The organism is Exiguobacterium sp. s21, from assembly GCF_018617975.1.
In the GTDB taxonomy this organism is placed as follows: Bacteria; Bacillota; Bacilli; order Exiguobacteriales; family Exiguobacteriaceae; genus Exiguobacterium; species Exiguobacterium mexicanum_A.
Genome location: NZ_JACSLF010000001.1, coordinates 369,771 through 389,259 on the forward strand (window position 1 = coordinate 369,771; position 19,489 = coordinate 389,259).

The window sequence follows — 19,489 nt, forward strand, 5'->3', positions numbered from 1 at the left end:
ACTCATAAAAAAGAATCGTATGTCAAGGTCGGCTCTCGGAGATATTTCCCCTATCCGTTACTTGATATACGATTCTTTATTCCATCTTTTTTTAAAGCAAGCTTTTAATGTATTCAGCCGTCGAACTCAATAAATTACGGAACTCTCCCAATTGGTATTCGAAGACACGGTCCTGCTCATCCACCACAATCAGAATCCCTTCCATCCCAATGTTCTGTAAGACCAGATATCCATCCAGTTTACCTTTTGCCATCTCTCTCTCTTTTAATGTAGTTTGCACAACATTCAAATAACCCTCGACGCCTAAACCGAATATTTCTTCCGACTCGACTTCAACGGATCCAAATTCTTTTACAATGTCTCGATAGGTTTTTGGGAAGGTCATCCCCAATTTTTCTTCCGCTTGCTGAACCTCCTCTTCACTTACACCGTTAAATGTCTCGGCATGACTGTGCTTTATTTGATCTAAATAATTCATATTGTTCCCTCCCTTTCCGCAATGATTAATTCTGCGCGTGCTTTCCAGTGAGCAGCGCGTTCTTTTCCAAATTCGTTACGATCAATTTCAGAGTCTGTTCTTTTCTCATGTAAAATAGCTGAATTGCTCCGATGTTCACCGTATTTTGTCAATTCTGCCAACGGTCCATCATTTTTTTGTCCAATATGATGTAGTTCTATGGGTTCGCCACTAACTACAGGTGCTTTACCTTCAATCATTTTCTCTAAATTTGTTCTCCCTCGACCATCCGTTTCATCAGGATCAATATCTGTTCGCGTCAAACATTCCCTTCCGTTGACTTCGTTCGTTTCAAGATTTGCTTCATCATAAATCTTTCGTTCTGCTTCTGAAGCATTTTCTAAGCTTTCATCTAATGAACGATAAGTTTTCTCCCCATCCCGAACATCAGTCACTTCGAGAGGTTGATCGAGAAGGTCGATTTTTTTCAGCTTATCGTCGAGAGATACCATTTTTTCCATAACGGGTTCAATCAGTTTGAATGTTTCAATCATCGAATGACTCCTTTTTGTACGCCTTCCACCCATGATTCATACACATTAATCCGGTTAACATCTATCGCAAGATGGTGACGTAATACACTTTGGATAGTGGCCAGTACGTATTCTTTAGACAGACCGGTTGTCTGCTCAGCCACAAACGTTTGGAGCTGTCGATGCATGTCCTCCAATTGTTTCACAGGTGAGGTGATGAGAGAATTTATCTTTTTCGCGTCTATGAGGCGGTAGACGAGTTCAGACGTCTCATAGAAAGATAAGTCTCGGTCATTCGAATGAATTCTCTCTTTAGTCATTTGCTTCGTGGCGATTGAGAGCGGCATCATTTCGAGTGAAGTGAGTAATTTCGCACGTTCATGGTCGGCTTGAATCCGAACCCGATCACGTAACACATACTCGATCAAAGTCGTACGTGCAGCACGCAAATCGATTGGTTGTGTAAAAATCCCTTTGAACTCATATGGACGTTCAACCCCTTCAAATCGATTGACGTGACACAGTACGGGACTGAGCCACTCGTTCTGGTAGATGGCGGCGACACCTTTCGGAAGACGAATCACTTCATTCAACTGCTCTTCTGTCAGTCCGGCGGCTTTCCCGACGAGTTGACGATCCGATTCATCCGGCAAACGCAAAATGATTTTCGTGTTCGTGTTACGGATTGCCGACAAATCCAGCATGTTCGGTGATTGATCGACGATAATGAACCCTTCTCCGTATGTCCGCATCTCGGCAATTGCATTTGACAGCATCTCTACAGATTTGCCGGCTAAGTTCGAACCTTCGGCTGACTGTTCCGTAGATGTCCGTTTCAATAGATGATGGGCTTCTTCCAACACAGTCACGTGACGAAGCGGTGAGTTGAGCGTCGTCGCATGCGTCATCCGATGTTCATTCAAACGCATCACCAAGATGCCCATAATAAACGATTTCGTTTCGGCCGAGCCGACACGACTCAAATCGACAATAACGTTTGCATCGAATAACAGTTCATTGTCTAATTCACCGTCGCAGAAGATTTGACCGTTAATACCGTTTGTCAGCGATTTGACTCGCGTCAAAAGAGACCCGACATAGTTCCCTTTCGTCTCTTGATCATAGGCGGTTTGCTCAATGACCGTCGTCAAGCTCTCCTGCAAGTCTAAGAACGTCGGATAGGCGGTTTTTTGTGCCGACACGGATGTCATCAAGTCCCATCCGCACGCCTCGTAAGTGTGGAGCATCGCTTCTTTAAGGAGCGCCGGCATGGCAGCATACATCGGCCAACAAACGTTGAAGATGTCGACGAGACGATCAATATGTTCAAGCACATGTACATCTTCAGGGAAACGGAACGGGTTGATTCGCAACAAGTTGCTTTTACGTGGGTTCGTACCGAAGACATGGACGTTTGACGCGTGGCCAAAGACATGCTTGTATTCCCCTTTCGCCGGTTCGATGACCATAAATCGAATGCCTTGCATCTCAATCTGGCTGAGCAGTTCATAAATCGTGTTTGATTTACCCGAACCGGTCGACCCCGTGATGAGCGTATGCATGCTCAAGCTTTCCAGGTTCAGCTTCACACGGTTCGGTCGGGACTGGCCATAATGATAGATTGCCCCCAAGTTGATAAAGCGATTAGATTCAGGCTCACGTGTTACAACTTCTGGTGCGAAATCGACATGCTCCATGACCGGAAAACCACTGACCGAGCGACGCGGCAACCCCATATGGATTGCCAATTCACGCCCGCTTACGAGTGAGGTCGGATAGATTGGGATTTGTATTTCTTCTTTCACATAACGGAAGACAGGATGCATGAATTGACGGATGTAGTCTTGGATATAACCCGTCTGGCTATCTCGTTCCGACCAACTGTTGAGTGCCGCAATTTCAAGACCCGTCTTCTCCCCTTGCATGAGAGCCTTATACGTGGCCGCCGCAACATCAGACGCATACGTGTTCTCGGACATGAAATAGGCCGAGCATTCCCACATCCCAAGATTTTCACACTCCTCCAGACGTTCGAGCTGACGATCAATCCGTTGAAGATAGTTTTGGAGTGTCTTGTTATGATGTGTCAATTGGATTGTTTCTGAATTTCCTCGTGTGATTCCTTTCGCATCAGAACTGCTTTCGTTCGTCGTGTCACTAGTTGAGTTAGAAGAACCTGATGTCCGGGAAGTACTTTGGTTTTGAGTTGTGCTTGAGCCGGTTGTCGTTGATTTCGTGGCATGAGTCGCTGCACCGACTGCCGCACCAATCGCTCCCCCAACTAACATTCCTGCCGCAGTACCCACGACTGGCACAACGCTACCAATCACACCACCTGCAACTGTTAATGCAGTGCCTGCACCTTTACCAGCCAGGGAGCCAAGTGTGTTTCGCGAAATGGCGACCGATTGGTTCGTAGACTCACTACTGCCCTTGGTCTCCGTGTTCGATTCATTCGTCGTGTATGTTCTCGCTTGAGAAGTTCCTTGCGTGAACGTCTGCGTCTGATTTAAGGAGTCATTGATTCCATATGAAAGTTGCGTACTGGCAAACGGAGCAAGGCTCGAGTAAATGTTTTCATACTCTTTGCGCATGGCGAGCAATTGCGCTCGCGACGTCGGGTTGGCCAAGATGACTCCTGTGAACGCCTCGCCTTGCATCGTCAATGCCAACTTCTCTAATCCTTGAATGAACGACGCGTTCGACTGATGGGCCTCGGCCTTATAATCAGCCACACCTGTCACAATGGAGACCGAACGATGATTGTTCTCGACTAAGAGCGACTCGATTCGATCCCGATTTAAGTTCTCCGTTTGAATACCCGGGAAATGTCCGTTCATCGCGTTACGTAACGTATCAAACGTCGTTTTCGTGCTGTTCGATTCATCGAGAGAACGAATCCCCATATAAAAATCTACCGTCGTCCCGTCACTATCGATCAATACGAAGACAGAACAATCATGTACGGAGACTGCACTGAAGACACCCGCCAACTTGTAAGTCGCGTCCTCATCTTTCGCGTACACGATCTCATTGATTTTGAACATCCGCACATTTTTTGCGATATTGCGGTCGACTTGTTGCGGATCGAGCGGAATGACATCCATGTCCTCGAGCTTAGTAATATATTGTTTCAATACGACATCGTCGACCATTTCTAATGCAAACCCCATCTGGTCCTCAAACGAGCGAACTTTCAGTTGGAGTGAAGAAGGTTCTAACACTTGAACTTCACGCATAATCGGATCATCCCTTACTTAGATTTTTTGACGAGGTAATACGTGACGCCTCCGACGACGATAGACGCGACCACGGTAGTCGTCGCAAGCGTGACGATTGATAGATCCATGAGTACACCGACTAAAATCGAAGCAACCGCCACCCCTAACGTCGTAATCAATGAAACGACGTTCACAGAAGGTGTCGTCCGTTTTGTCTCGTTCGTCGTCGCGGCAGTTGGGTTCAACTGCTCATGGCGTTCTTTAGCATAAACGTGCTCATGCACTTCTTTAATATGAGCAATGCGCTCAGCTGAAAAATTGTCCATTAAATCTTCCCGGGCCTCGCTCGCATATGTCTTCGTCCAAACTGAAGCGTTTGGGAACTCTGTCCCGTCATGTGGCTCAATTAGGTTTGGAAACTGGTTCAGCGCATACGCTAACATTTCTTGAAACGATTGGAATGTCAAATCGAGAGATAAACTAGACCTCAACATAATTTTGACTCGGTCTAAGTCTTTTTGATCAACGGCTTGTTTAAATGGTTGTGTAATCAACGGATGGTTCCTCCTCACATTTGATTGATTCTAACTCGATGATGGACTTAATTTTGGCTTCCATCTCGTTGAGCCAAATCAGGTTTTGGTAAGATGCTTCAAGTAACGACTCAATGTCTTTTGCATTTTCAGTGAACCGGTTCAATTCTTGCAGTTTTTTGACGAGCAACCGATCGACTTCCTCAAACTTCTTGTCATAGCTCGATTTAATCTGGTCGGCAGTTTTACCTGCCTCGTCACAAATCAAATTGATCGATTTGCGCGTACTGATTTCTGCGTCCGTCATAAATAAATCAGTTAGTGACTGCCCATCGATATATTGTTTCTCTTCATAAATATCGCGAACTAATACTCGAGGCTCAAAAAACTTGAAAAATCCGATTATGCCTTCTCGCTCAGGATTTTTATACGTCTCTTCACCGACTTTCACTGACTCTTTGATGACGACTTGTTGAATCGAATGTTGATTGAACTCGAGGTCGCCTTGGACGAGCTCGTATGGTTCAAACTCTATTCCTGCTATTTCCATCCCGTCCATCAATCGCAAAATCTTTTCACGATACCCTTGTAATAAATCGAAGGCGGCACGGTTCAGATGCTTTTCGATAACTAGTTCGAGATGGGCATGCAAATTCGTGAAACTAGTTTGCGCCGTCGCCAACAACTCTTCGGCAAACGCTTCGGCTTCTTGCATCTCAAATTTTGTCGTTGTTTTCCCGGCAAGTACATCCGCGATTTGTTGGTTTTGTTCGCGTAGAAGTCTTTTACCTTCTTTTCGAATTTCTAGCACCGGATTAATCGCTTCAATTTTTTTCTTGAACGCTTTCGATTCATTACCGTGCTGAATCTTCTCTGTCAACGCTTCGATTTGTGATTGAATGGCGGCGTGCTGATTCGTCTGCTTCGCAATCGATTCCTTCATTTTTTCGAACGCGAGCGAGCTATCGAGTTTCTGTTGGAACGTATCGACGATATTTTTTACTTTGGCCGTCCGCGCATACTTGTCAACGTATAGTTTGATTGTTTCTTCGATTGCTGGAATTCCGCTATGGATGAGCGCGCTATCTTTGTTATACATGTCTCCGTCCTCGACTTCTTTGAGCCGTTGTTCCATCTTGTTGCGAACACTCGGCGTCAGCGTCGCGTAACGTTCTAAATGAAGCTGCTGGTTATGGTTCAGTTTTCGAGTCATGACGGAGATTTCGAACTCTAAGTCTTCATCTACCTCATCTGCTTGATTCATGAGTTGACGGATATCAAGTGCCGGTAATGCGGCGGCCGGGAAGATATTCGGGTCATGGATGCCTCGGTTTGCTAAATATTTTCGTACTTTATTCAACGAAACCTCGACATCGTCCTCGCCTTTTCTGAATTGGTCGAGTTTATTGACGACGAATAAATAGCGGTCCTTCGACTGCTTCCCGCCGACTTTCATGCTCTCCGCTACCATGTCGAGCAATTTCGAGTCATCATCGACCCCGAGCTGTGTCGCGTTCAAAATGTACAACACGAGCGTCTTCGACGATTCTGATAAGTTTTTGTACGTCATCTTCAAGTGATTTTCGTCACGAGAGTTGTTCGGTCCCGGTGTGTCAATCAAAACGAGTGAAGTTTCTTTCGCATCGGTGAACGGAATGTCTCCGTGCAGTTCAATCATCGAGATACTTTCGTCACTGTTGAGACGTGTCATTTCCTCGAGGCTCACATTTTCAATCGCTTCGAGCGGTTCACCGAATGTCGGATGCGGAATAGCGGTGAATGTAGATTGATCGATATCTTTGATTCGCGAAATAGTCGCGGTACACGCTTCTTGACTCGATGGCATGATTTTCTGTTGAAGCAACGCGTTGATCAGTGTCGATTTTCCGGCACTCATCGTTGCGACGACCGTGATTTCAAACTCGTCATTGAGCGCTTGTTCAAACGTCGATTTCAGGTCCTCAGTTTTCAACTCTTCAATTGGACCTCGCACGATTTCATGGAAAAGTTCTTCAATCCGTTGTTCCATATGATCCAGTTCACGCACCGGGATATGTGTCAGGTGAATCCGAATATCTTTTTGTCTCGCCTTCGCGACGACTTCTTCAACGTCCTCGAAGTCCATGCTCGTCCCCATGAACTCGAGTTCGAATTCATTTTCATTGCACTCTTCATACAAATAAATCGGTAACTGATCGACCCATTCTTGAAGTCGCTTGTTGCCGACGTTGAGTACACTGTTCTCGCGAACGGCTTCCCCTTCGATTAAAATAATCGTTTCTAATTTAAATGGGTTGTATTCCAGGTATACTTTACTCATATGTAACGTCCTTTCGTTCAATTAATTGTTCTAATTCATATAGTCCGCACTGATTTAACAAGTGGAGACGACCAGCCATCGTGGTTGTCGATAAATCAAACTCTGGTCGTGTGAACTTCCGTTCGTACAGCCGGAGTTCGTCTAGTTCGTCTTCCGATAAATCGTGCTCTTGGAGCTTACGCTTCATCAAATACCCAGCATGAGCAGAGATTGGTTGAATAATCGGGTCTGTAAACCCTAACTCTTTAAGTTGTTGCTCCATCGTCACGAGACTTGTTGCAATTGAGTCTTGCCCGTTTCTAAACTGATCAACCTTGTTGATGACGAAAATCACTTTATCGTGCGGCACATGATTTTGGACGAAGCGTAAATGTGCTAAATCGTCACGCGTTCCAAGATGACTTCCGTTTAATACATATAGCAAGACATCGTATTGTCCGAGCCGAATGTATGCTTCGGTGACCTCCTGATGGTCTTTATCCGAAGTCGAGTTCACACCAGGCGTATCGATAAGCTCCCAAGTGTGACGACTAGCGAGCCGATACATCGGTGTGAACAGTTGTAAGGATATGTTTTCTGCATGATGAAGTGTTTCCGCGACGCTCTGTTTGAATTTTATTTTGAATTGACGGTGCTTCGCATATAGTCCGTCCGCAGCAGGGTCCTCCGTAATGACCCAAGGCTTTGACGTACACGATTCATTCCGTGTCATCATCACACGCTGACCAACCAAAGCGTTCACGAGTGTCGATTTACCTGCACTCATGGTGGCGGTAACTAGAATCCTTTTTTTCTCTTTTATGACATTCATAATTTCCTCCAAACGGCTTTGTTGACCCATTTATTGTAACATTCAACATTCATATTATCCTTATTTTAGAAAAATAAACTTTTCATTTCATAACGTGATTATAGTCGTTTGTTTATGATGAGGTATGTTCTTTTTTTAACAAGGTCGAAGAAGAAGGAGTAAACTATAGAAGGCAGAATTTCTTGAAATAATACATACTCGTGGCGATATAGTCGTCAAATAAAAGAATGTCACCAAGCAAGACCAAAAAAACGCATAGTATTCTTTCCTGATTAAAATCTACAAAAAAACCTTAGTATCGGCTTTAAAACAGCCTTACTAAGGTTCTTCTTGTTACTCCACCCCAAACCGATAAACCGTCCTCGAGTGATACAACTCCTCGGGTTTCAGTTCGATCGATGTGGCGATGTCTGGATGGTTCGGTGCGTCCGGGAACGCTTGAGCTTCGAGACAGATAGCACTATGCTTCTGCCGTCCTTCGAGCGTAACCGGTGTCTCTTCACTGAGGAAGTTCGCCGTATAGACGACCATTACCGGTTGGTTCGTCTCGACGTCCATGACGCGTCCGCTCACCGGATCGTGCAACCGGGTCACCCCGTCCTTCAAGATGAACGGGTGATCCAGTCCTCCAGCCTTCACAATCGCTTCGTCCTCCGACGAAATCGTCTCACCGACTCGCTTCCCGTCACGGAAGTCGAACGGCGTCTCTTCCACCTCAAGCAACTCACCCGTCGGTAGCGACTCGGAATCAAGCTTCGCCACTTGATCAGACGGCAGTGTCAGCACATGATCATGAACCGTCGGCCGTCCGCCGAGATTGAAATAGTTGTGATGATTCAAGTTGACCCACGTCCGTTTGTCCGTCTGGGCCGTCATCGTGACGACGAGCTCGTTGTCGTCCGTCAACTCATAGACGACCTTGAACATGACGTTACCAGGATAGCCTTCTTCCCCATCCGGACTTAGATAAGTAAACGTGATCGCCTGTCCCTCGACGTCCATGTCCCAATGCCGAGCCGTGATGCCGTCGTCTCCGCCGTGGATATGATGCGGGGCCTCGCTTGGGGTCAAGGCCACACCATCAATCTCCGCATTGCGAATCCGTCCGGCAATTCGTCCGACGACAGAACCGAGATAGACCGGGTTCTCGAGGTATTGCTCGGGACTGCCATATTTCAAAATGACAGAGTCCATATTCCCGTCACGGTCCGGCGCCGTCAACTCGGTCATGGCACACCCGTACGAAATAGCCGACAAGCGCATGCCGTTCTTGTTTTCAATCGTTGCTTCTCTCAACTGGCTCACCTACTTCAACTAGTTTACCTGTTCATTCCCGTAGTCGTCGCCCCGTACTCCACTTTATCGACGTGACTCAAAAACGCGTTCATGAATGCGGTAAAACTCGTGAACCCCCTTATCCTCGTCCGTATCGTTTCACATTCATCGGATATTCATCGATATCCGAGATGGAATAGCGCCCTTATCACACGTAAGCCTAGGGCTTAATTGAAATATCGGCTTACAATAACGAATGGAGTCGGAAGGCGAACGTACAGCAACAACCAATCGTCGAATATCGATGACTATACTCGAATTAACCTAGGAAAATCAACAGAGCGCTCGGAAATGAATTGCCACATGAATCAAATTGATGATCAAATCCACGAATGGGAACCGATGATTCACTATGTCATCCGCCACTTATCGATTCACCCGAACGAACAGGAAGACTGCGCCCAAATCGCAAGAATCGCTCTATGGGAAGCGTTGAATCGCGGCTGCACGCTGTCTAAGACGTATTGCTTCCAGCGGATCCGTGGTGCCATCCTGAACCACCAACAAAAGAACGCCCGCCATTTGAGACACGAGATTGCCGCCGAACGGATCCCGGAACAATGCATGGCGTCCGAACGCAATCTCTTTGACTGGCTCGACGAACAGCGGTTGTTGCTGTCGCCCCGCCATTTCGAACTCCTCTGCCACTTGATCGATGGGACCGAACAGACGCTGTCTTATTCGCCGAGTCGTTTGCGGGCTTATAAGGCCGACGTCCAACGCGAACTGAAAGAGGCAATCAACTTGAAGGAGTGAACGACATGAAACACGTATTACTGAGTGAGGCAATCGAGATGTACTTAACAGACATGAGAGAACGTAAAGAAGCCCCCCAGACGACGCTAAAAAGCACGCGTAACTCGTTGCTGCGCTTTGCCTGCTATGCAGCCGAGCACGGTGCAGTGTACATCCAAGACATCGACGAGACAAACTATGCGATCCCGTATAAGAAACAACTTAGCGGGATGGCCGACAACACGGTCAAATCCTATATCATGCGCATCCGTGGGCTGTTCACGTTCGCTATCGATCAGCAGTGGATGCAACATAATCCGTTCGGTCGTATCGTCACACGGGAGGGTGTCAGTGAACCGCCGACGATCATCACCCGCGAACAATTGAACACGGTGCTGTATCACGCCCGCAATTACACCCTCTACACGATTTATCTCGTCGGAGGGGATGCCGGATTACGAATCAGTGAGATTTTAAATTTGGAGCTTGCTCACGTCAATTTTGAAGAGCGGTTGTTGACGGTTCAAAAAGGAAAAGGGGATAAAACCCGCCATGTCCCGATGACACCACGACTGACCAACGAATTGAAGAAGTATATCGTCACGCACCGACCGAGAACAGGGAAATCGAATCGCATTTTCTTGATGCCGACCGGACGTGTTGTCCAACCCGGATTTGTGAACCATGATTTGAAGGCAATCGCGCAAGAACAGTTCGGCGTGAAGCTGACAAGCCATATGTTACGCCATAGTTTTGCGACGACACTGTACAATAAGAGTCAAAATATTCTTGGTGTAGCCAATCTCCTCGGGCATAAGTCAATCAATACGACGGAGCGCTACCTTCATGTATCCAGAGAACAAAGTCGCAAGCTGATTGACAGTTTGAATGAATAAGTAAAGGACTTGTCGAGGCATGAAGAAGCGATTGTTCATGTCTCGTTTTTTTGAATCACTGCTTGATTATCATGTTTGACACGACAGCAAAACCAAACCTAATGATTTTATTGTAATCAAAGATGAACCTCCGATATCCTCTGGAAGCAGTAGAAGAACATATCGTGAAAAGTTCAATCCACGATACAAATGTCGATAGTAAGCATGTTAATTCTTTTCAGTCGCAATTATACTCTCTTTGAAATCACGCACATGGTAATCATGCTCATATGTCGACAACTCTTTCGCATACGCGAAGTCGCCGAACAATTTATTGATTGTGATGTTTCGGTCTACGAGCTGACGGATGACACCATTAAACAAGCCTAATCCTCTGACCTTATTCCCATGTACAGATCCGATAGTCGAGACGAGCTCTGATGTACAGATGTATTCTTTGTTTTGCGGATGGAATATACCCTTGTCCTCATGAAGAATAACCTGTGCCAAAAACTCAGACAAGTTATCGATATGGATCATACTCCGTTGATTTTGATAGCTCGGGAAGAATGGGATCTTCTTCGACAGACCGGCCAGCTTGATGTAGTTCCCTTTCGACCCTTTCCCGTAAATCATCGGCGGCCGAATATTCGCAACGAGGAAGTCACGATCCACCAACGCTTCAAGTTTTTTCTCGGCTTGAAGTTTGCTGTTCCCATAGAAGTTCGTCGGCTTCGGCACTGTATCTCTGGTAATCATCTGAGCATTCGAACCATCCCCGTACACAATCATGCTGCTGAGGAAGATGAACTGTTTGACGCCTTCACGTTTCGCCTTCTCGGCAACCTCAGCCGTCAAATCTGTGTTCACTTTATAGTATAAGTCCTCCATGCTCTTGTCCGTCGACACGTGAGCGATTCCTGCCGCATGTAAAATCGCATCGTATCCATCGAACGAGATGTGTTTCCATTCTCCGTTTCGCATCCCTACTGTATTGACTTGAATAGAGTTAGTATGATGTGCCTCCACCCATTGTTTGAATGCATTACCGACGTAGCTATTCGCTCCCGTGATTAATACCTTTTTCATGTATAGCCCTCCTCCATAAAACTTAACTATGTATTTTTCTATGATCTATAACTAATTTATTCGCCTTGAACGGGGAATAATCGTTGTTCTTCCCGATGCACCAATGGCCTTATGCGGTTGAAATAGAGGGGATTATCTCCTAGAAGACGCAATGATAAAGAGAGGAGCCTTAGAGGCAAGGGATACCAACACCCAAAAAGGTAAAGAACAACGATTATACTCGGTCTTACCTAGGAATCACACCGAGCGCTCAGGAAAGAGCAACTTGATGAACACGATTGACGAGCAGATTCGCGAGTGGGAACCGATGATCCATTATGTCATTCGCCACTTATCCATCCACCCTAACGAACAGGAGGACTGCGCCCAAATCGCCCGGATTGCATTATGGGAAGCGTTGAACCGCGGCTGTACCTTATCGAAGACGTACTGCTTCCAACGGATCCGGGGAGCCATACTCAACCACCAACAAAAGAACTCACGTCATTTGAAACACGAAGTCGCAGCTGAACGAATCCCAGAAACATGCATCGAGTCCGAACGTCGATTCCACGACTGGCTCGATGAGAAAAAGATGTTGCTATCACCTCGCCACTTCGAGCTCCTTTGCCACCTCGTCGACGGGACCGAATCGACACTACCTTATTCCCCAAGCCGGCTTCGAGCCTACAAGGCAGATGTCCAACGAGAACTTCGAGAGGCCATCCAAATGAAGGAGTGATCAACATGGAAAACATTTTGTTGCAAGATGCAATCGTGCTGTATATGGAAGACTTAATTGTTCGTCGAGAATTGCCAAAGACGACAATTAAAACATATCGAAACACGTTGCGCCGATTCGAGAATTTCGTTGCCCAACGTAATGTTCTCTATTTGCAGGACGTGACCTACCTCGAACATGCGTTACCTTACAAACTGTCGCTCCAAGAGAAAAATCTATCGAATTGTACGGTGCGTGCCTATATTATGTCAGTACGTTCCCTCTTCACGTTTGCCGTTCAACAAAAATGGGTCATGGATAATCCGTTCGCCCAAATCATCACGAAAGACGGAGTGCAAAAGAAACCGAACGTCATCACCCGACAGCAGTTAAATCTAGTATTGTATCAGGCTAAAAACGCGACGTTATATGCCATCTATTTAACTGGCGGTGACGCTGGACTTCGAATAAGCGAAATACTCGATTTAGAAATTTCTCACCTCGACTTTGAGAACAACGTTTTGTATGTCAACAAAGGCAAAGGTGAGAAGCAACGCATCATTCCGATGAGAGCCCGTCTAGCAAAAGAGCTCAAAGACTATATCGAAAAAGACCGCCCTAAGTTTCCAGATTCCCCTTACGTATTTCTCATGCCAAGCGGGAGACAAGTACGTGCCAATTATGTCAACGAGGATTTGAAATGCATTTCAGAGAAATACTTCGACGTGCATTTGACGACCCATATGTTGCGTCATAGTTTTGCCACCTCATGTTATCGGAACGGAGCTAACCTAATGGTAATCCGTCAATTGCTCGGTCATAAACATGTCCAGACGACCGAACGCTATTTGCATGTGACGGATCAAGAAGTCCGAGATGCCGTCAACGACTTAGAAGATTGAAAATATGGCAGCACGGGGATTCGTTCCTCGTGCTGCCATATGATTAGTCACGACTGTACAAATCGCGTGTATACACCTTATCTGCTACATCTTCGAGTTCTGGATGTAAACGGTTTGTGACGATGACGTCAGCTGTCTCTTTGAACGTCTCAAAGTCGTTGATGACAGGTGAATTGTAGAACGATTCTTCTTTTAGAACCGGCTCATAGATGACGACTTCGACACCTTTCGCCTTAATGCGCTTCATGATTCCTTGAATCGAAGACGCCCGGAAGTTATCCGAATCCGTCTTCATCGTTAGACGGTAAACACCGACACGTTTCGGATTTTGTTTCAAGATCGACTCTGCGACAAAATCTTTACGTGTGCGGTTCGCGTCAACGATTGCCCCGATGATATTGTTCGGTACATCCTCATAGTTGGCAAGAAGCTGTTTCGTATCTTTCGGTAAGCAGTAACCACCATAACCGAATGATGGATTATTGTAGTGTGAGCCAATCCGTGGATCGAGACCAACACCCTCGATAATCTGCTTAGAATCAAGACCACGAACTTCTGCGTACGTATCAAGCTCGTTGAAGAACGCGACACGCATCGCCAAATATGTGTTCGAGAACAACTTGATGGCTTCCGCTTCAGTTGAGTCAGTCAACAACACCGTAATATCTTCTTTGATGGCAGCATCTTTTAGCAAGTTCGCGAACACTTCCGCGCGCTCAGACTGCTCACCCACAACGATACGTGATGGATAAAGGTTATCATGCAACGCTTGACCTTCACGCAAGAATTCTGGTGAGAAGATGATATTCTCCGTGTCGAATTTTGCTTTAACTTCATCCGTGTATCCAACCGGTACAGTCGATTTGATGACCATGATCGCATCCGGGTTAATTGCCAGTACAGTAGCGATAACACTCTCTACCGTACGCGTGTTGAAGTAGTTACGCACTGGATCATAATCCGTAGGCGTTGCAATCACAACATATTCGGCATCCTTGAAAGCTGTCAGGTTGTCTGTTGTCGCCACTAAATTTAATTTTTTATTTTGTAAGAAGTCTTCAATTTCTGCGTCAACGATTGGAGACTGTTTTGCATTAATCATGTCGACTTTGTCTTTCATGATGTCCAGTGCGATTACATCGTTATGTTGCGCAAGCAAGACTGCCATCGAAAGACCGACATAGCCTGTACCAACCACTGTAATTTTCATTTTTGTAGCTCCTTTTCATAGTAGAAATCGTATATATCGTTCCTTAACTCATGCTCTTGAATGTTATTTTTTATTCTCATTATCTTAAATTGATAGTTGGAAATGGTAAACGGGTCTACTACTGCTACACTTATATAAATCCCAATCAGATATCCTATAAATAATGTCTTCATCAAATTGATACGCATGTAGTTGACTATAAAGAATCCCAAAAACAAATACTCAAAGAATTTGAAATAAAAAGAAATCCTAATTGCTAATGCAAATTGAAAACTGATTCCATACAAAAACAAATAAACTATTAAACCATTTACTATATACATGTAATATTCGTTTTTTTTATTTTCTTGATGTGTAGACCTATAAATAGCTAGAAACACTAAAGTCAACAAAACATAATACTTTAAATAATGAAATAAACTTAGTTCTGTATCGAATTGCGTACCCAAATAAGTAGAATAACTAGAATAACTTACTAAACTCTCAATAGATACCAAAGGCAATAATATGAATAGCAATAATATTAAAACATATTTGTTTTTATGAAAATTAAATTTCAAAAAAAGCAAAAAAGGTACTACAATTAAAATAGACGAATGAAAAAGATAACCTATAAATATGTTTAAAACGACCTTGAAATTCTCTTTTCTTATAAAATGATAAGAAGCAGTAATAAAGAAACTAATCGCAATAAATTGTCGTATTTGAGACATCTGCATAAAAAAAATCTCAGACATTAAATATATCAATAAAATCAGATTAGCCTTTTCTTTGAATATACTAATACTTACTCTATAAAAATTATAATTAGTTACAGCTACAGAGAAAAGTATTAGTATTCCAAAGTACAAGTCATTGTTTGCTAAAAAGTTTTGAATAGCAGTAAATGCATATTCAGTTTCAAATCTCCACAAATAGTAAGAAACATAATTAGGGAAATCTTCTCCTGTCATCCATCTTTGACCAAAAATCATTAGAACATACAAGAAGGATAGAAAAGGGAATTTATTACTTTTACTAAATATTAAATATAATAAAAAAACCACTATGAAATGTAAAAACCAAATCATTATACTTCCTCCATTACTTAAGGTGTAAATATACACTATCCGGCACAAAATACATTTTCTTTTTAAGCTTATAACTTCTATAAATTCAGCGCATTATTGGGAAAGTTGAAACATAAAATAAATTAGGTTTTATATAGAGGTCAAATTTATTCTTCTAATTATTGATAATGTTTATCATAAAATATAATGTTTTAATCACTTCATTTTCACGTCGCATTTTTTTTGCTAATAACATACCTGTCTAATGCGTATAGTGATGTAATAAATTGAAACATTGAAGATAGAATGAAGCTATAGCCAGCACCGGATAAACCATAAAAATGTATAAATACATATGAAATAATTATATGAAATGTACACCATAATGTAGAAAGAATAGGTTGGATTTTGTATTCTTTAGCTATAGTTAACACCACTCCAATAACTATGCTAGCGTAACTAAAAATAGATCCGATTAGAAGTAAAATTAATAAATAATTATTGTGAGAAATTTCTTCTGTATATATTATTTTCAGAAGTTCTTCTCCAAAAAAATATACGAATAAAATCGCCAAAAAAACTATAAAGAATATAAAAGCTATTATTTTTTTAATCTCTTTATTGAAATCCTTCATGTTTATCTCAAATGATCTGGATAATGAAGTAAGTCTAACTTGAATTAGAGAATTGATAATCAAATTACCAACTACTAAAAAATATGAAATTGTGGAATATATTGCCACCTGAGAAAGATTTAACATGTTTTCAATAAGATATTTAGGTATATTTATATATAATATAGATAGTGTTGAATACATTGCTAACGGGAACGTAAATATAACAAATTGACTGAACAGTTTATAATTAAAAGACAAAACTCTGGCCTTTTCAATTTTCATAAACTCAAAAATAAATATTAATATAGTGATTAGCGCTAAATAGAATAGAGAAAGTATTAAACTCATGTTAAAAAAAATAGAACTAACAAACACTGTTAATTGAATAACTGATCTTATCACTTTATTAATTGATATATTAATAATTAAGTTTTTTTTCTGCCAATATCCATAAATTAAATCACTTAACATTTCTCCAAATTTCCATAAAAAAACTGCTATAAATATCTCATTACCTTTGTCTAGAGTAACTAGAAAAAAATAGCTTATAGAAGAAAAAATTAAAAACAGAATTGTCCTAGAAAGTAAGAATTCTGAAATATTGAACTGTGAAAAGCTTCCTGTTACGTAAACTGTTCTATGTTGCATTTGTATTAAATAGCTGACAGGTGCAATAATTGCAAGGGAATATGTGAATATTCCTACTTCGCTAATATTATAAAACTTTGTAATTAATATTAGAATTGCAAATTGAGTGAACGCAACCGATAAATCACCTAACAAGTAGAGCATACTTTTTTTAGCCATGGTTTTATTACCTTATTCTAAATTTTATAGACCCTCTGGTCATTGCTAGTAATTTCGAAAAGAAACCTAATGAATCACTTTTAATTACTTTCCTTTTTCTAATTAGAAATTGAACATTCAAGATTGGCCATAAGATAGGAGAGTAAGCTTTGAAAAAAGCACCCTTACTTTCAAAATATTTTATCCCATATCCATTAAACCAACTAGATGTATTCATATTTACTTTCGCAATCTCAACCGGTACATAATAAATGTATAGACCCTTTTCAAGACAATCTTTTAAAAAAAGATTTTCTTCCCCCATTTGAAATTTAGCGCCTGCTCCAAACAACGGATTAAATTTAATCTTATTTTTGACTATACTTTCTCTTTTAAATGTAATCTCAACAGAAGACACTTTCATAATTGTAAAACGGTTTAGTCTTTTCGGTACTTTACAAAAAGTCTTATTTCGCTCCCCTCCAATTCTTGTCACTTGAAATGCTATAACATCTGCCTCTGGATAATCTTCATAGGCTTTGAGAATAGCTTTTTCATATTTATTTTTAAATTTGACATCATCATCGGATATAATACAAATTTTACTTTTACTATGACTTATCGCCCTATTTCGGCTAACACTTAATCCTTTTTCGTTATAATTATAATAGACCACCTTATTTTTTGTTACTACTTTTGGTTGATCAGTTGTAGTTTGATTGATAATTACTGCATCGGATATATCCATTCGATTGTGAAGATCAAAATCATTTTCCATAGTAGATACTAGAACTTGAATTTCACTCATATTGTTTTCCCTTTCATATTATGTAATTTTCTTCTGTAAATAGCATTAAACACATAGTGCGAAAAATAATAACTTGCCTTAAAAAAATTAATTTTTTCATGGTATCTGTATAGATACCAAGTTCTTTTTAAAGCACTTATTTTATTTGAAGACAGCGATCCTTTTCTTACTCTGTAAGTTGTTAATGCTTGCAGATTATAGCCATGAGCTACTATGTCTTTTTTTAGAATCTGTAACCAGGTCGCAGTGTCCTGACCTTTTTTTAATAAAGGCATTGCAAAATCACCTACTACACTACGATCGATAACAACGGTTGAACAGCCAATAACTGTATTCTTTAATAAATCCTTATATGTTAATAATTCCGGAACAATAACTTCATTGATTAAAACTTCACTTTCGTTAATTCTAATATAATTCGTGAATGTAAAAGAGAAATTATTTTGTTTCATAAATTCAATTTGTAATTCAAGTTTTTTTTGCATCCACATATCATCCGCGTCCAAAAAAGCAATGTATTGACCGTCAGCTTTACTCAACCCACAATTTCTAGCTGCTGCGGCTCCAGAATTATTTTCTAATGAGACAATTTCAATTCTCGAATCTCTATTTTTATATTCTTTTAATTTCTTTAGAGTATCGTCTGTTGAACAATCATCCACTACGATTACCTCAAAATTTCGGTAGGTTTGATTAATAACTGAATTTAATGTATCTTCGATTGTATCATAGGAATTATAGGTCGGTATTATAATTGAAACTTTATTCATTTGCATATCTTAAACCCCTTAATATTTAACTAGTCTACATTATTAAACACTCTGATTATTTAAAATATTATATTACTTTTGTAATTTAATATTTAAGTACAATATATTTATCGTGCGCCTTCTCCAGTAAAAATCACTCTAATTGTTTTTACAATAATAAGTAATTCTAATTTTATAGAGTAATTATTAATATAGTATAAATCCTTATCCAGTTTAGACTCTATACTTAGGTCATATCCACCGTTCACTTGTGCCCAACCCGTGAGCCCAGGCCTTACGACAGTTCTATATTTAAACTCAGGGAGCTCTTTTGTAAACTCGTCAATGAAGACTTTCCTTTCTGGTCTCGGTCCAATTAGCGACATATCTCCTATTATGACGTTAAATAACTGAGGTAATTCATCTATTCTAGTTGATCGAATAAATTTTCCTACTTTAGTGATTCTTAAGTCATTTGGCATTGCCCAACGCGCGCCGTTTTTTTCTGCATCCAATTTCATGGATCTAAGTTTGTATATCCAAAACTCATTATTGTTATATCCCATTCTTTTTTGCTTATAAATAACATTACCTGGACTTTCTAAATAAATAAGAATAGCTACTACGAATAGAATTGGTAGTGTAATTAACATTAGAATTATCGAAATTAATATATCAAATACTCTTTTGAACATCAGATGCGATTTATTTGGAAGGTTAATTGTAGTTTCATCACTTTTTAAAGAAAAGTCCATTTCG

At 41.6% G+C, this 19,489-nt stretch carries 18 protein-coding genes; 4 read left to right on the forward strand and 14 right to left on the reverse strand.

The window, feature by feature from the left end:
* Nucleotides 1–91 precede the first annotated feature (91 nt).
* The 7 genes from KNP06_RS01900 to KNP06_RS01930 all read right to left on the reverse strand — a co-directional run bounded on the left by KNP06_RS01900 (nucleotide 92) and on the right by KNP06_RS01930 (nucleotide 9,171).
* Nucleotides 92–478, reverse strand: coding sequence for an SMI1/KNR4 family protein (locus KNP06_RS01900; RefSeq protein WP_214710830.1), 387 nt, complete (start codon nucleotides 476–478; stop codon nucleotides 92–94).
* Complete coding sequence (locus KNP06_RS01905; RefSeq protein ID WP_214710829.1) at nucleotides 475–1,011, reverse strand: HNH/ENDO VII family nuclease; 537 nt, start codon at nucleotides 1,009–1,011, stop codon at nucleotides 475–477. The genes KNP06_RS01900 and KNP06_RS01905 overlap by 4 nt, the downstream gene beginning before the upstream one ends.
* Nucleotides 1,008–4,229, reverse strand: a complete 3,222-nt coding sequence (locus tag KNP06_RS01910) for an ATP-binding protein (RefSeq protein ID WP_214710828.1) — start codon at nucleotides 4,227–4,229, stop codon at nucleotides 1,008–1,010. Before KNP06_RS01910 ends, KNP06_RS01905 begins: the two co-directional genes overlap by 4 nt.
* A gap of 14 nt (nucleotides 4,230–4,243) precedes the next feature.
* Nucleotides 4,244–4,765 (reverse strand): hypothetical protein, encoded by a 522-nt coding sequence (locus KNP06_RS01915; RefSeq protein ID WP_214710827.1) that lies wholly within the window; start codon nucleotides 4,763–4,765, stop codon nucleotides 4,244–4,246.
* The gene (locus KNP06_RS01920; RefSeq protein ID WP_214710826.1) at nucleotides 4,746–7,064 is read right to left on the reverse strand and encodes a dynamin family protein; all 2,319 of its coding nucleotides are present in this window, start codon (nucleotides 7,062–7,064) and stop codon (nucleotides 4,746–4,748) included. The genes KNP06_RS01915 and KNP06_RS01920 overlap by 20 nt, the downstream gene beginning before the upstream one ends.
* Nucleotides 7,057–7,875, reverse strand: coding sequence for a dynamin family protein (locus tag KNP06_RS01925; RefSeq protein WP_214710825.1), 819 nt, complete (start codon nucleotides 7,873–7,875; stop codon nucleotides 7,057–7,059). The genes KNP06_RS01920 and KNP06_RS01925 overlap by 8 nt, the downstream gene beginning before the upstream one ends.
* A gap of 333 nt (nucleotides 7,876–8,208) precedes the next feature.
* Nucleotides 8,209–9,171 (reverse strand): aldose epimerase family protein, encoded by a 963-nt coding sequence (locus KNP06_RS01930; protein WP_214710824.1) that lies wholly within the window; start codon nucleotides 9,169–9,171, stop codon nucleotides 8,209–8,211.
* Nucleotides 9,172–9,513: 342 nt separating this feature from the next.
* On the opposite strand from KNP06_RS01930, the gene KNP06_RS01935 reads away from it, so the two are divergent.
* A complete protein-coding gene (locus tag KNP06_RS01935; RefSeq protein WP_214710823.1) occupies nucleotides 9,514–9,966 on the forward strand; it encodes a sigma factor in 453 nt (150 codons plus the stop codon).
* Nucleotides 9,967–9,971: 5 nt separating this feature from the next.
* A complete protein-coding gene (locus KNP06_RS01940) occupies nucleotides 9,972–10,841 on the forward strand; it encodes a tyrosine-type recombinase/integrase (RefSeq protein ID WP_214710822.1) in 870 nt (289 codons plus the stop codon).
* Between the two features lie 207 nt (nucleotides 10,842–11,048).
* Here the strand turns inward: KNP06_RS01940 and KNP06_RS01945 are convergent, their stop codons facing one another.
* A complete protein-coding gene (locus KNP06_RS01945; RefSeq protein WP_214787677.1) occupies nucleotides 11,049–11,909 on the reverse strand; it encodes an NAD-dependent epimerase/dehydratase family protein in 861 nt (286 codons plus the stop codon).
* A 268-nt stretch (nucleotides 11,910–12,177) separates the two neighbouring features.
* Between KNP06_RS01945 and KNP06_RS01950 the strand changes: the two genes are divergently transcribed.
* Together KNP06_RS01950 and KNP06_RS01955 are read left to right on the forward strand one after the other, a co-directional pair.
* On the forward strand, nucleotides 12,178–12,630 hold the full coding sequence (locus KNP06_RS01950; RefSeq protein ID WP_214710952.1) for a sigma factor: 453 nt from the start codon (nucleotides 12,178–12,180) through the stop codon (nucleotides 12,628–12,630).
* A 5-nt stretch (nucleotides 12,631–12,635) separates the two neighbouring features.
* A complete protein-coding gene (locus KNP06_RS01955) occupies nucleotides 12,636–13,511 on the forward strand; it encodes a tyrosine-type recombinase/integrase (protein ID WP_214787680.1) in 876 nt (291 codons plus the stop codon).
* 43 nt (nucleotides 13,512–13,554) lie between these two features.
* Here KNP06_RS01955 and KNP06_RS01960 read toward each other — a convergent pair whose 3' ends face one another.
* From KNP06_RS01960 to KNP06_RS01985, 6 genes are all read right to left on the reverse strand, one after another.
* On the reverse strand, nucleotides 13,555–14,721 hold the full coding sequence (locus KNP06_RS01960) for a nucleotide sugar dehydrogenase (protein WP_214787683.1): 1,167 nt from the start codon (nucleotides 14,719–14,721) through the stop codon (nucleotides 13,555–13,557).
* Nucleotides 14,718–15,791, reverse strand: coding sequence for an EpsG family protein (locus KNP06_RS01965; RefSeq protein ID WP_214787686.1), 1,074 nt, complete (start codon nucleotides 15,789–15,791; stop codon nucleotides 14,718–14,720). The genes KNP06_RS01960 and KNP06_RS01965 overlap by 4 nt, the downstream gene beginning before the upstream one ends.
* A gap of 206 nt (nucleotides 15,792–15,997) precedes the next feature.
* On the reverse strand, nucleotides 15,998–17,194 hold the full coding sequence (locus KNP06_RS01970) for a lipopolysaccharide biosynthesis protein (RefSeq protein WP_214787689.1): 1,197 nt from the start codon (nucleotides 17,192–17,194) through the stop codon (nucleotides 15,998–16,000).
* A gap of 7 nt (nucleotides 17,195–17,201) precedes the next feature.
* Complete coding sequence (locus KNP06_RS01975) at nucleotides 17,202–17,981, reverse strand: glycosyltransferase family A protein (RefSeq protein WP_214787692.1); 780 nt, start codon at nucleotides 17,979–17,981, stop codon at nucleotides 17,202–17,204.
* A complete protein-coding gene (locus KNP06_RS01980; protein ID WP_251131533.1) occupies nucleotides 17,978–18,757 on the reverse strand; it encodes a glycosyltransferase family 2 protein in 780 nt (259 codons plus the stop codon). The genes KNP06_RS01975 and KNP06_RS01980 overlap by 4 nt, the downstream gene beginning before the upstream one ends.
* A gap of 101 nt (nucleotides 18,758–18,858) precedes the next feature.
* Nucleotides 18,859–19,485, reverse strand: coding sequence for an exopolysaccharide biosynthesis polyprenyl glycosylphosphotransferase (locus KNP06_RS01985; RefSeq protein WP_214787803.1), 627 nt, complete (start codon nucleotides 19,483–19,485; stop codon nucleotides 18,859–18,861).
* Nucleotides 19,486–19,489 lie beyond the last annotated feature (4 nt).